We start from the raw sequence: 13,690 nt of genomic DNA on the forward strand, positions 1-13,690 counted from the left end.
AAAACCTGGCACTCAATAAATCATTTATTCTTGCAAATCTCTTAGTCTCTTATCTTTTAATCTATGAATCTTTGAAAATGAAAAAATCAGTTGAAACTTAAATAACGCTTTTGTAATCGGCTTTCAGAACCGAGAAGGTTGGACGAAATCCGGAGAAGGAGGAACGGAGCTTAGTGTTTTGCTAAGTGAGTACCGCACTTCCCGGATTTCGTTCAAGATTCGACGCCGAATAAGCTCCCTGTTACATCATCGTTATCAAAGTCGGTTATAAAAGCTTCCGCTTAGACGCGGAGGAATTTGCGGACTGAGATTAGGGACCCCCAGATTCCAATTACCATACCAATACCTAACAACAAAGCCGTCATCGTAGGAGCAATCTCCCCGAAAGGTGTTAATTCAACCATAAGCAGATTCAAGTTCAGTGAACTCGTGTTAAGCAGCTTCCAGTACCCACCTAGAATAATAGCTGTCGGGATAACAGAGCCGATGAATCCGAGTAGAGCACCTTCTATAAAAAACGGCCAACGAATAAAGGAATTCGTCGCACCCACCAGTTTCATAATTGATATTTCTTTGCGTCTGGCCAAAATCGTAATTTTGATCGTATTCGCGATCAGGAACACAGCGGTAAATGAAAGTAAAATAACGATACCAATCCCGACCCAACGAACAATTTGTGTCACCTTAAATAGAGCTTCAACTGTTCCTTTTCCATAATTCACCTTGTAGATAGGCTTTGGATCTTTGCCGATGTTAAGCGCGCTGATTTGATCCGCAACGACTGCCACATTTCGCGGGTCATCGACTTCGATGGTGAACGCATCGTTTAGCGGGTTATTTTCCCCTTCAAATCCATCTAACAAAGCTTTACCGCTCTCACCAAGCTTTTGCCTTAAATAAACAAGGCCCTCTTCTTTCGAAACAAACTTAATGGTTTTTACCTCATGAATAGCTTGAATTTGAGATTCGAGCGCCTTAATCTGATCCTGCGAAGTGTTAACCTCCAGATACACATTAATCTCAACCTGTTTCTCAATCTGCCCTGCAATATCATTCACATTAAGTGTAATGAGAACGAAAATACCTAAAATAAATAACGAAATGGCAATCGAACTAATCGACGCGAACGTCATCCAACCATTCCGAACGACATTCTTCGTACCTTCTCGCAAATGACGAGAAACCGTACTAATCTTCATAACCGTATTCCCCCCGTACCTGGTCACGAGCAATGAGTCCATTCTCAATCGCAATGACTCGTTTACGCATTGTATTTACGATTTCCTTGTTATGCGTAGCCATGACTATGGTGGTTCCCCGGAAGTTAATTTCCTCCATCAATTTCATGATTCCCCAGGAGGTCTCAGGGTCGAGATTTCCTGTCGGTTCATCGGCTATTATGACAGCTGGGTTGTTAATTATTGCCCGGGCAATCGCTACCCGCTGCTGCTCGCCTCCAGAAAGCTGAGAGGGCAGCGAATTCGCTTTATCCTTCAACTTAACAAGCTCGAGAACTTCCATTGTGCGTTTCTTAATCTGCTTTTTAGGTGCCTCGATAACTTCCATAGCGAAAGCCACATTTTCAAAAATATTAAGCTTAGGAAGCAGTCGATAATCCTGGAAAATAACGCCAATATTACGACGAACGTAAGGAATCTTACGCTGTTTCAGCTTTTCCAAATTAAAACCATTTACGAAGATTTGGCCCTTGGTAGGCCTCTCTTCTCTATACATCAACTTCATAAATGTAGATTTACCTGCGCCGGAAGGTCCAACAACGTAAACAAACTCATTGCTGTCCACTTTTACATTAATCCCTCGCAATGCATGAGTGCCGTTGGAGTACGTTTTCCATACGTCCTGCATTTCGATCACAATATCACATCCTAATATATGGATCTTTGCGTAGCAAAGTCTCTCCGCTTGTAAAGATAGCTTTTAACCATTCGACACAATTACTGAAATTCCTTCTAAAATAGCTTTGAAAATCCTGTTGAATACCGTCATTATATCATTTATTTAGAGAATATGAGAAATCCAACGCTAGTAATATCGAACTAGAAAACTATAATATACGCAAAAACCGCCCTACATAGGACGGTCATGTTATTAATTTTGTTTATTTTTAGGTGCGGCTACACTAGAGCGGACGAGAAGTTCTGTTGGAAGCACCAATTGTTTGGTTACCTGACGGCCCTCAAGCATGTCAATAATCATCTGGGCAGATTGATAACCGATTTCATATGGATTTTGGCTAACGGTTGTTAAAGTTGGAGAACAATAGGCGGAGATACTAATGTTATCGAATCCGGCGACTGAGACATCACCAGGAATAGTAAGTCCAAGCCCGCGAAGCGCTTGCATCGTCCCGAGAGCCATTAGATCACTTGCGCAAAAAATAGCGGTCACATCTGGACGCTGAGACATTAGCCTGTAGGTAGCGTCACGAGCGCCCTCATCCGAGAACCCCCCGTCGAGCACCAAATCCTCCTCAAACGGAATACCCGCCTGCTCCAAAGCTTGCTTATAACCATCCAAACGCTTAATGCTGACATCTGCTTGCGCATGGCCATTCACAAGTGCTACCTTCTTATGTCCCTGTTCAATCAAGAACTGTGTCATCCGAGACGCGCCTTGAATATTATCCGAAGTCACATAACCAACATTGCTGTTTTTAAAAGGAATATCAATCAGTACGCAGGGTAAACTCGAGGTGACGATTTCTTTTAAATAGGGGTCATCCAGCCGAATGCCCATAATAATGACACCGTCAACCCCTCGTTCCTGACATAGCGCTTTGTAGGATTTCGCGGCTTGCTTCTGAGGTGTAGTACTGAATAAGATCAGATCGTAATTCAGCTCCCCTGCCCGGTCATTCATACCGCAAAGAATTTCAAACGCGATACTATCCTTAGTGCTATTACGCGTAATTCCGGATAGCAGCAGTCCGAGTGTCTGTGTTTTTTTGGATATAAGGCTGCGCGCGGCCATATTAGGACTATAACCAAGCTCATTCGCAATGAGCTGAATCTTTTTTCGGGTATCATCATTCACATCATTGTATCCGTTAAGCGCTCGCGATACGGTAGTGACGGACACGCCGGCTTCTCTGGCAATATCTTTTATTGTAATCATATAGTTAGCGTGTTCGCCCCCTGTCCAAAACGTTTTGGAATAAATCGGTCGGAATTTTTATATAATTCCTATATTAATCTATTCCTCTTCTAGTTTCAATCTTAATTATTACGTTATGTAAACGCTTAAAAATTTATTAAAGGGGATTGAAAATGGTTACATCCTTATGTATAATCAAAATATCAAGTTACCAAAACGTTTCGGAAAAGATTAGACGGTGTTTGTTCACAAAAATTGGAAAAGAAAATTTAATGGGTTTTGACCCCTTTCATTTTAGTTTCCTTTTCTTTTTATTTGCCTCCGAAACGTTTCGGTAAGAATAATACATTAGAAATCATCAAGAATAACAGAGAAAAGGGGTGGCCCGAATGGATTACCGAGTCATTAAGGAGAATGATCTCTTCCTCATGACTGATAAAACCGGCGATATTCCAGCAGACAATGAGGCAGGACACGGTTTATATACGAAGGATACCCGCTTTCTAAGTAGGCTTGAAATTCGTATTAATGGCAAGAAACCGATTCTGCTTAGTTCTTCCGCAGGAACGAACTATATCGCCACCATTCGTATGACTAATCCTCATATGGAATCGGATGGGCAATTGATTCTTTGGAGAGAATCTGTCGAACTGGAAAGACAACGATTTATTTATGAAGGCGCTTTATATGAAACCATTGCCTTCACTAGCTTTTATCCCAAGCCGGTTGCATTCGACTTTACAGCTCGATTCGAAAGCGATTTCGCTGACATGTTCGTCGTTCGGGGCTTTCAGAATGGAACTTTCGGTGAAGCGCTCCCTGATGTGATGGAACACCAGAAGCTGGTCAAACGCTACAAAGGCACAGATGGAGTTGAACGTCAGACGCATATTTGTTGGGATCGCAAGGAAACAGTTGTTCAGGAAGACAGCACGATAGCCTTCAACTTTGAACTAGCGCCAAAAGAGCGCCAATCTGTTACTTTCTTCATTGCCCCTTATATCGATGGAAAGGGACCTGAGCAAGTCTCTGCCCAACAAGCGATTGAGATGCTGAAAGCTTCCTATCAAGAATGGGACCAAAATACCACTTCTGTAGAAAGTAATCTTCCCCTGTTCAATCAGCTGTACGACCGGGGACTCCAGGATTTGCGTGTGCTCCTTACTGACCTCGGGCATGGACGCTTCCCAGTTGCTGGACTGCCTTGGTATGCGGTCCCATTTGGACGAGACAGCTTAATCGCTGCACTGCAAATGCTGCCTGCAGAACCAAATGTGGCCAAAGGCACATTGCTTACAATGGCCTCCTATCAGGGTACCAAGGAAGATGTTTGGCGTGATGAAGAACCCGGTAAAATTATGCATGAAATTCGCTATGGCGAGCTTGCGTTAACGAATAAGATTCCTTTCACACCTTACTATGGAACCATTGATGCAACACCTCTTTTCCTGCTCCTTGCTGCGGAGTATGTGCAATGGACCGGAGATACGGCGCTAATCGAGCAGTTAATGCCGAACATCGAGCAAGCCTTACACTGGATCGACAATTATGGTGATGCAGATGGCGACCGATTTGTGGAATATTATCAGAAATCATCCAAAGGCATTGCCAACCAAGGTTGGAAAGATTCCGGCGATTCTGTCGTACATAGTAACGGCGATTATGCCAAAGCACCAATTGCGCTCGCAGAAGTGCAAGGGTATGTCTATCATGCGAAGATGAAACTAGCACCTATTCTTCGTCAGTTAGGTAAAGAATCGATAGCCGAAGAGCTGGAAAGTTCCGCAGAAGATCTTCGTCAACGCTTCGAAGCGAGCTTTTGGATGGAAGAAGAAGGCTTCTACGCAATTGCACTAGATGCTGACAAGAAGCAAGTCCAATCGGTGACAACCAATCCTGGTCATGTCCTCATGTCAGGCATGCTGCAGCCGGACCGCGCTGAATCCGTGGTACGGAGACTAGTAGCACCCGACATGTTCAGCGGCTACGGAATTCGCACAATGAGCACGGAATCTTCTGGCTACAATCCAATGAGCTATCACGACGGCAGCATTTGGCCGCATGACAACTCCCTTGTATTGCTGGGAATGAGCCGCAACGGCTTCAAAGCGGAAACCATGCAAGTCATTGAAGGCTTAATGAAGGCATCTGAAAGTTTTGAGTACCATAGACTCCCTGAATTATACTGCGGATACGACGATTCCATAGGTGAGCCTGTACCTTATCCTGTCGCTTGCTCTCCGCAAGCCTGGGCAGCTGGTACTCCGCTAGTATTTTTGCAGACAATGCTCGGTATCGAGCCCGATACGCTGGGCGGTACCATCCGATTGAATCCCGTACTCCCATCTGGCATGACGGAACTTACCGTCCGCAATATGACAGTGGCGCAGGGCAAGCTGAGCCTTCACATTCAGTTCAACCCACAGACGCAGACTGCGGTAGTGAACGTGCTGCACAATACGACTGGGCTTCAAGTGATTCAACATTCATAATTAGCTTTTTATAAAAAGGGAGGCATTACTCATGAAAAAATGGCTTACTGGCATTTCACTTGCCGCTGTATCATCGATGATCGTAATTTCCGGATGTGGCAACCAAGCGAACAACGCATCTCCATCTCCATCAGCTCCTGCGGCTTCAGCTGCAGCGACTGCGGCACCTAAATCGGCAGAGCCGGTCACGATTACATTGAACGGTTGGGGCTCCAGTCCTGAAGAAACAGCCTTATTTCAACAAGTATTGAAGGATTTCCAAACTAAACATCCGAACATTACCGTTAAGTTTGACGTTATTGCGGATCAATATATGGATGTCATTAAAACTCGTTTAGTGGGTGGCGAAGGCGCGGACGTATTCTTCCTAGACGCATTCGAAGCCCCTGGCCTGATTGCCAAAAACGTGCTTGAACCGCTTGATGGTTATGTAAAGCCTGAATTTGACGTTGCTGACTTCGAAGCGCCGCTTCTGAACGCTTTTAAAGGTAAAGACGGCAAAAGCTATGGCTTTCCAAAAGATACGTCTACACTAGCGCTTTTCTACAATAAGAAAGATTTCGCAGAAGCTGGTATCACTAAGGTTCCTACAACTTGGGAAGAGCTTCAAGATGCAGCTAAAAAGCTGACAAAAGCGGACGGTGGTAAAGTATCCCGCTTCGGATTTGGCGCTGCGCCTGAGCTTGCCCGTCAAATGTTCATGATTCAAGCTGCGGGCGGCAAGGTATCCGACGATAACGGCAATGCGGCTTACTCTTCCCCTGAAGCGTTGAAAGGTCTACAACCGGTTGTTGATATGCACCTTAAAGATAAATCCGCAGGCGAACCGAAGGATCTGGGCGCAGGCTGGGGCGGCGAAATGTTCGGACAGCACAAAGCTTCGATGGTGATTGAAGGAAACTGGGCGATTCCGTACCTACAAAGCACATTCAAAGATCTTGATTTTGCTACAGCTGAACTCCCAACCACTTTTGGTAAAAAAGCGACAATGGCTTACACGGTAGCCTATGTAATGAATAAAAGCTCAAAGCACAAGCAAGAAGCATATGAGCTCATTTCTTACCTGACTGGTAAAGAAGGCATGAAAACATGGACCAGCAAAGGCTTAGCGCTGCCTGCCCGTAAATCCGTAGCCAAAGAACTTGGCTTCGACAAAGATCCTCTGCGCGCTGCATTAGTAGCCGGCAACTCCTACTCCATTCCATGGCAAGCGAAAGAAACATTGCCGACCATCATGAACAACTTCAACAATCAGTTTATTTCCGCTTATCAGGGTAAAGTAACCCTGGAAGAAGCGCTCAAAAAAGCGCAAGACACCGCTAACAAAGAAATTGCCGCAGGTAAATAACCAAATAAAGCATAGCAGCCGTAAAAGAGGAGAATCTTCCTCTTTTACGGCATTTTACAGGAAAGGGGGAGCTTTGAATGAAACGACGCTGGAACCGCCGCAAATGGCGGGACGTGATTTCTGGATATTTGTTCGTTTCTCCGTCTCTGCTTGTGCTTGGCGCCTTCTTTTTACTGCCTATTCTTTACGCAGTTTTCCTCTCTCTGCATAAGGTTGAGCTGCTGGGCGGCGTAAGCTACAAATTCATCGGACTTCGCAACTTCGTTCGCATCGCCGATGACGACCGCGCCTGGATCGGGCTCCGTAATACCGTTGAATATGCGTTATATGTCGTTCCGATACAAACGATTGTCGCCATGCTGATGGCCTCCGTATTGAATTCTAAAATTAAGTTCCGTAATTTTTTCAGAGTTGTTTACTTTATGCCGACTATCACCTCATCCGCGGTGTTAACCCTCATTTTCATGTGGCTTTACAAGTCCGACGGATTACTAAATGATATGCTCAATTTACTGGGCATGCACAGTTTCAATTGGCTGGGAGACCCGAGCGTCGCCCTCAAAGGCATTATGATCATGAATATATTTTCCACAGCGCCTCAGTTTATGGTTATTTACTTAGCAGCGCTGCAGGATATTCCCGATACGTTATATGAAGCAGCTGAACTTGATGGCGCAGGAACCTGGCGCAGATTCATCTCGATTACAGTACCCATGCTCAAACCTGTCACATTCTTCGTGGTAACAATGGGATTGATCGGAACGTTCCAACTTTTTGATCAGGCTTACATATTGTCCAATGGATCTGGGGGCCCTGATAATTCTACGCTGACTCTCGTCCTATTGATTTATCAATATGCGTTCAAGAACTTGGATATGGGCTACGCTTCCGCTTTAGCCTTCATGTTAACTTGCGCAATCATGATTGTTACGTTGATTCAACGCAAGCTGTTCGGCGGCGAAGAGAAATTGAACTAAGAGAGGAGAGACCCAAAATGGAAGCATCCAAAACCCGCTCCATAGCACGCGTGTTAACCTATCTCATGCTGATGCTATATGCCGTAATTACCGTTATTCCGTTCTTGTGGGCGCTCTCCGCCTCGTTCAAGACGCTAGCGGAAATCTCCACAACCGGGTTATCGTTTATTCCAGAACATTTTACGCTCGATAATTACAAATATATCTTCACAAGTGAGCAAATGTTCCCTCGCTGGTTTTTTAACAGCGTCTTGGTCGGCGTCACCGTTACGCTGCTCAATCTGCTGCTGAACTCATTGGCTGGGTATTCATTAGCCCGCTTCGACTTTCCCGGCAACAAGCTCATTTTCTTCTTCATCTTGACCATTCTGATGGTACCGGATAAGGTTACCCTTATTCCACAATATTTGATCATCAAAGACTTGGGCTGGCTAAATAGTTTCCGCTCTTTAATTATTCCAGCCGCAGTGCAAGCCACCTATATTTTCATGATGCGTCAGTTTTTCATTAGTTTTCCCAAGGAATTGGAAGAAGCCTCTGAAATGGATGGCATGACGCGTATCGGGATGTTCTTCCGGGTCGCACTCCCGCTAGCTGGACCGCCGCTTGCCGCTATGGCCATATTCACCTTCATGGGGTCATGGAATGAATTCTTGAAACCACTTCTCTTTATGTCAGAGCGCTCCATGTTCACACTTCCACTCGGGTTGAATACATTTAAAGGCCAGTACATCTCGTACTGGAACTACATCATGGCAGCGTCGATGATCTTCACCCTACCAGCCCTGCTTGTTTATGTATTCGGAAATAAATTTTTCATCAAAGGAATTACATTTACAGGGACGAAATAAGGCTATATTTGAAAACCGTTGGACTGTGTCCGACGGTTTTTTGTTCTTCTGGTTAGTCCCCTGGCAAGTACTAAAACCCCTTAGCTAACGATACATATAATAGTACAGGCATCCTAGTGCCTGTACCGCTTGTATCTGAGCGTAAAGGAGCCGCTGTACATGCCAAGCCAAATTAGAAAAGTGATCTTCTATGCGTCTATCTTCATAGGCTTACTAAGTGCGTTTAGCATAACTCTATATATCTATGGATCTCAACCTACATTTCCTGCTGATTTTACAGTTGCAGGCTGGCGGGTTGGAGGAATGCCCTATGATAAATTTCAACAAGAGTACGAAAAGCGCCTACAGCTTCTCTCCTCTTATCCCGTTCAATTGCAGTCCTCCCGTTCAAATATTCCCAATAAACAACTCGCGCTTGGACAACTAGGTGTTCAGTATCAAAAGGAAACTCTAGCTCGTTCACTTGGGCAGCTATTCGGAGGCTCTCCGATAGAGCGAATACAAGCTCGCTGGACGCTGCGTCATGCAGATATACCGCTAGAGGTCACTGTCAATGAAGCACAGTTAAACTCCGTACTCAAAGAAGCTTGGAAAGACCTCTATAGCCTTCAACCGGTTGCCGCCAAGCGAATCGTAACCAATGAAGATTTACTAGCTTTCGAGCCCGAACGCAAAGTGCTGAGAATTGATACGGCCCATTTGCTTGAACATTTAAAAGAAGTTGCCCCATCCATTGCCTATATTCACAATGCCGCTCCTATCACATTGTCCTTACCTTTATACGAGCAGGGCCCCGCGGTAACGATCGAAACATTGAAGCGCCAGGGCATCGATCGCAAAATCTCGGAATTTACGACCTCATTCCCTCCATCAGGTGAAGGGAGAATTCACAATATTCGCTCCACAGCAGCCTCTATTCAGGATTTGCTAATGGCGCCGGGAGAGACCTTCGACTATAGTAAGATTATTGAACAGACCGAAGCCCAATTCGGCTATAAGGAAGCACCAGTCATCCTAAATGGCAAGCTCGTTCCAGGCATCGGAGGCGGCATTTGCCAAGTTTCTACCACACTTTACAATGCTGTCCTGCGGAGCGGTCTCGACATTATTGAGCGGCGCAATCATTCACTCCCTGTTAGCTATGTTGCGCTCGGCCAAGATGCCACTTTCGCCAGCGGTTATATTAACTTCAAATTCCGCAACAACACAGATGCCTATCTATTGATACGAACCATAACAACAGATCAAGCCGTCACCGTGAAGCTTTTCGGTCATATGTCGCCATCCATTACGTATGACATCAATTCCAACATTATAGAAACAATTCAACCACCGGTTAAATATTTGCAAAATTCCAGCCTGAAACCTGGCGTTACACGCCCTATCAGCACAGGCAAGGTCGGCTACAAGGTTGAAACGTATCGGATCAAAAGAGAAAATGGTACGATCGTCAGTAAAGAATTAATCTCGAAGGATCAGTATTCTCCAGTGCCTACTATCATCGCCGCCAACCGGAGTGACATTAAGTCGGAAGAAATGAATCCCTCAATGCCAGAGCAGCCCATCCTTGAAGATGGCGTGAAAGGACCGGTTAACCGGTAATATAAAGGCTTCTGCCTCTTTTCGGAATAGGAAAGGTCATGTGACTGTAGTTACTAGGTCATTATGACTTTTTTCTATTATGATAGGGATATGAAAGAGCACAAGGAGGCTAGGCGATGAGCAAAATCGATTATTTCAAAGAATTAAACTATCGACTGCGTGGACTTCCCGAGAAGGAGCGCCAAAATATATTGTCTGTTTATGAAGAATTGTTTCAGAAAGCAATTGAAAATGGGAAGCAAGAGGATGATGTCGCACAGTCTCTCGGCTATCCGCGAGTTCCTAACTGGGACGCTCAGAAGGATAAACCTAGTACGGAACAGGAACCATCCAAAAGCACGTCTGGCGAACGGGTAGAGAAATCTTATCCCAGACCTGAACCGGCTGCGGCGCCTAAGCAAGCTCCTGAAACTAAGGGCTTTCCACCTTATATGCATCCACAGGGTACGAATCCTTATATGAGTCACAATCCATACCCTTATCCGGTTAAACAGGAGTCGAGTATTAAGGCGATCATCGTAAGTATTATGCTTGGATTTTTTAATCTAATATTCGTCGTTGGTCCTTGGTTCGGTATTCTCGCAACATTAATTGCCCTATTTGTTTCGGGCTTCGCGCTTATCATCTCGCCAATTGTCGGCATTCTCGGCAGCTATATGGGTACGGTCGGCAACGATATGTGTTTCATTGGATTCGCAATGCTTGCTTGTTTCGGCTTGGGCATTATATTGACGACGCTAAGCTCATGGCTGTTCAAAGTATTTTTCAAACTCAGCTGGATGTACATCCAATTTAATGCCAAATTGATTAAGGGGGCTTAAGCTATGAAACGTGGAGTCAAATTTTTCTTACTGCTCGGCTTTGCCTGCCTTGGGGTCGGTCTTATTGGAGCAGCTGTTACTTCTAAAGAGGTCGATTGGAATGCAGGTGTCACGAATATTGATATCGAAAAGAAGATTCCGGCAGCCAATATTGATACATTAATCATTCAAAATAACATCTCCGGGGTAACCTTTATCCCTAGTAATTCCGATGAAATCAAAGTGCATCTCGTAGGAACGGTTGGAGAACTTACTGCTAAAAGCTGCACCATTGAGGCGGCGACAGAAGGAAGCAATGTATGGCGAGTAGACGTATGTACGCAGAAGAAACCACAAATTAATATCGGTTTCGATTTGACAGAATTGAAAGCCCTGATCAATAACCAAAGTTTCCGATTACGAACAGAAGTAACACTTCCAGAAAAAATGTACAAAGCTATCACGGTTTCCACGGATACAGGTGGCATCAACTTCAAAGAAGTAAAGGCTGACAAACTTACAGCCACCACCGACACAGGCGGTATTTCCATTGATCGTTACGAAGGGAAGCAGCTAAACCTTCAAACAGATACCGGGCGTATCAACGTAGAGGACGGGCAAGGTGATGTAAAGATGAAAACAGATACAGGCGGCATCACGGCTAAACTGCACGATATCGGAGATTCCGTATCCCTTGAATCTGACACAGGCTCGATTCGTCTTCAGCTCGATCCTACTCCAAAAGGCGCAAGTTTCGATCTGAGAACCGACACGGGCAGTGTCAATCTGGAAGTACCTGGTGTAAATGTACAACGGACCGATCATCATTCCGCAAAAGGCACCATCGGTGATGGCAGTAAAAAAGTGACGGTACGAGCAGATACAGGGTTTATCTCCGTTACCGGCAGATGAGAAAAAGCCTTCAAGACCATCAGACTCGATGGCTTTGAAGGCTTTTTGTCTATTCGTTTACTTGCTTTTTTCTAAAAATTCTTGCAACCACTCGTTCGACTGCCCAAGCACTTGCTCGGCACGAGCAATCGCCTCTGTCACTTGGTTGCTGGCCGTTCCGCCGTAGACATTACGCGCGTTGACCACTTGCTCCGGCTGTAGGACCTGATAAATATCGGACTCGAAAAGCGAAGAGAAAGTTTTGAACTCTTCGATACTCATATCGAGCAGGTATTTTTGGTTTTGGATGCAGTACAGCACAGTTTTACCAATCACTTCGTGCGCCTGACGGAAAGGTAATCCTTTGTTCACCAGGTAATCGGCGATATCCGTTGCGTTCGAGAAATCTTGGTTCACAGCTTGTCTCATGCGATCCGAGTTTACTTTCATCGTAGCGACCATAGGAGCGAATAATTGAAGCGCGCCCTGAAGAGTACGAACCGTATCGAACATGCCTTCTTTGTCTTCCTGCATATCCTTGTTGTAAGCCAGCGGCAGCGACTTGAGCACGGTCATCAGACCGAACAAGTTGCCGTAGACGCGACCTGTTTTGCCGCGGACAAGCTCAGCCACGTCCGGGTTCTTCTTCTGCGGCATGATCGAGCTGCCGGTGCAGAAAGCATCATCGAGTTCGATGAACGCGAACTCGGTCGAGGACCAGAGCACCATTTCCTCGCTGAAGCGAGAAAGGTGCATCATGATCATGGACGCGTTAGAGAGGAACTCGAGGATGAAATCGCGGTCGCTGACCGCATCCAGGGAGTTCTCGTACACGCGTCCGAACCCGAGCTGCTCCGCCACGAAATGGCGGTCGATCGGGAACGTCGTGCCGGCGAGCGCGCCAGCGCCGAGCGGCAGCATGTCTACGCGCTTGTAGCTGTCCTGCAAGCGCTCAAGGTCACGCTGGAACATGCTGACGTAAGCCATCATGTGATGCGCGAACAGAATCGGCTGCGCACGCTGCAGATGCGTATACCCTGGGATAATCGTATCCAGATTATCCTTCGCTTTCTCAAGCAAAGCCTCTTGCAGCTTGATCAGCAGGCCTACGAACTCGACCACCCGCTTGCGCAGGTAGAGATGCATGTCCGTCGCCACTTGATCGTTACGGCTGCGGCCAGTATGAAGCTTGCCGCCAACAGGGCCGATCAAATCGATCAAGGTTTTCTCGATATTCATATGAATATCTTCATTCTGAATCGTGTACTCCAGCTCGCCGCGGCGAATCATGCCTTGCACAGCATGCAATCCATCCTTGATTTTCTCGACATCATCCGCAGGTAAAATGCCGCACTTGCCAAGCATCGTCACATGCGCCAAGCTGCCTTCAATATCTTCCTCAGCTAACTCTTTATCAAATGTAATCGATGCGGTATATTCTTCGACCAATTGGTCGGTTTTCTTCGTAAATCGTCCACCCCAAAGCTTAGACACCGTGCATGGCTCCTCTCGTATTAACACCTAATATAGGGATCTTTGAGCGGAGCTCAAAGTCTCTCTGCTGAACAGAATTTATGGAAAGCCTTATTGACAACCCAAAGGCTTTCCACGAGGG

At 45.7% G+C, this 13,690-nt stretch carries 11 protein-coding genes; 7 read left to right on the plus strand and 4 right to left on the minus strand.

Translation table 11 applies throughout. The features are described 5' to 3' along the window. Positions 1 to 281: 281 nt before the first annotated feature. From ftsX to AC58UU_RS33830, 3 genes are all read right to left on the minus strand, one after another. Positions 282 to 1,199, minus strand: coding sequence for a permease-like cell division protein FtsX (ftsX, locus tag AC58UU_RS33820; protein ID WP_497321916.1), 918 nt, complete (start codon positions 1,197 to 1,199; stop codon positions 282 to 284). Then, positions 1,189 to 1,875, minus strand: coding sequence for a cell division ATP-binding protein FtsE (gene ftsE / locus AC58UU_RS33825; protein ID WP_497321917.1), 687 nt, complete (start codon positions 1,873 to 1,875; stop codon positions 1,189 to 1,191). Before ftsE ends, ftsX begins: the two co-directional genes overlap by 11 nt. A 234-nt stretch (positions 1,876 to 2,109) precedes the next feature. Then, complete coding sequence (locus AC58UU_RS33830) at positions 2,110 to 3,135, minus strand: LacI family DNA-binding transcriptional regulator (RefSeq protein WP_497321918.1); 1,026 nt, start codon at positions 3,133 to 3,135, stop codon at positions 2,110 to 2,112. 368 nt (positions 3,136 to 3,503) lie between these two features. On the opposite strand from AC58UU_RS33830, the gene AC58UU_RS33835 reads away from it, so the two are divergent. From AC58UU_RS33835 to AC58UU_RS33865, 7 genes are all read left to right on the plus strand, one after another. Next, the gene (locus tag AC58UU_RS33835) at positions 3,504 to 5,606 is read left to right on the plus strand and encodes an amylo-alpha-1,6-glucosidase (protein ID WP_497321919.1); all 2,103 of its coding nucleotides are present in this window, start codon (positions 3,504 to 3,506) and stop codon (positions 5,604 to 5,606) included. 31 nt (positions 5,607 to 5,637) lie between these two features. Beyond that, positions 5,638 to 6,954: an ABC transporter substrate-binding protein gene (locus tag AC58UU_RS33840; RefSeq protein ID WP_497321920.1), complete on the plus strand. Its 1,317-nt coding sequence runs from the start codon at positions 5,638 to 5,640 to the stop codon at positions 6,952 to 6,954. A 77-nt stretch (positions 6,955 to 7,031) separates the two neighbouring features. Further along, the gene (locus AC58UU_RS33845; protein ID WP_497321921.1) at positions 7,032 to 7,931 is read left to right on the plus strand and encodes a carbohydrate ABC transporter permease; all 900 of its coding nucleotides are present in this window, start codon (positions 7,032 to 7,034) and stop codon (positions 7,929 to 7,931) included. 17 nt (positions 7,932 to 7,948) lie between these two features. Next, positions 7,949 to 8,782, plus strand: coding sequence for a carbohydrate ABC transporter permease (locus AC58UU_RS33850; protein WP_497321922.1), 834 nt, complete (start codon positions 7,949 to 7,951; stop codon positions 8,780 to 8,782). Positions 8,783 to 8,941: 159 nt separating this feature from the next. Then, a complete protein-coding gene (locus AC58UU_RS33855) occupies positions 8,942 to 10,384 on the plus strand; it encodes a VanW family protein (protein ID WP_497321923.1) in 1,443 nt (480 codons plus the stop codon). 116 nt (positions 10,385 to 10,500) lie between these two features. After that, entirely contained in the window at positions 10,501 to 11,205 is a 705-nt protein-coding gene (locus AC58UU_RS33860) for an HAAS signaling domain-containing protein (protein ID WP_497321924.1), read from the plus strand. Between the two features lie 3 nt (positions 11,206 to 11,208). After that, a complete protein-coding gene (locus AC58UU_RS33865) occupies positions 11,209 to 12,096 on the plus strand; it encodes a DUF4097 family beta strand repeat-containing protein (protein ID WP_497321925.1) in 888 nt (295 codons plus the stop codon). 57 nt (positions 12,097 to 12,153) lie between these two features. Here AC58UU_RS33865 and argH read toward each other — a convergent pair whose 3' ends face one another. Further along, entirely contained in the window at positions 12,154 to 13,569 is a 1,416-nt protein-coding gene (gene argH / locus AC58UU_RS33870; RefSeq protein ID WP_497321926.1) for an argininosuccinate lyase, read from the minus strand. Positions 13,570 to 13,690: the final 121 nt, after the last annotated feature.

The sequence above is a fragment of the Paenibacillus sp. JT22N1 genome, assembly GCF_059692155.1.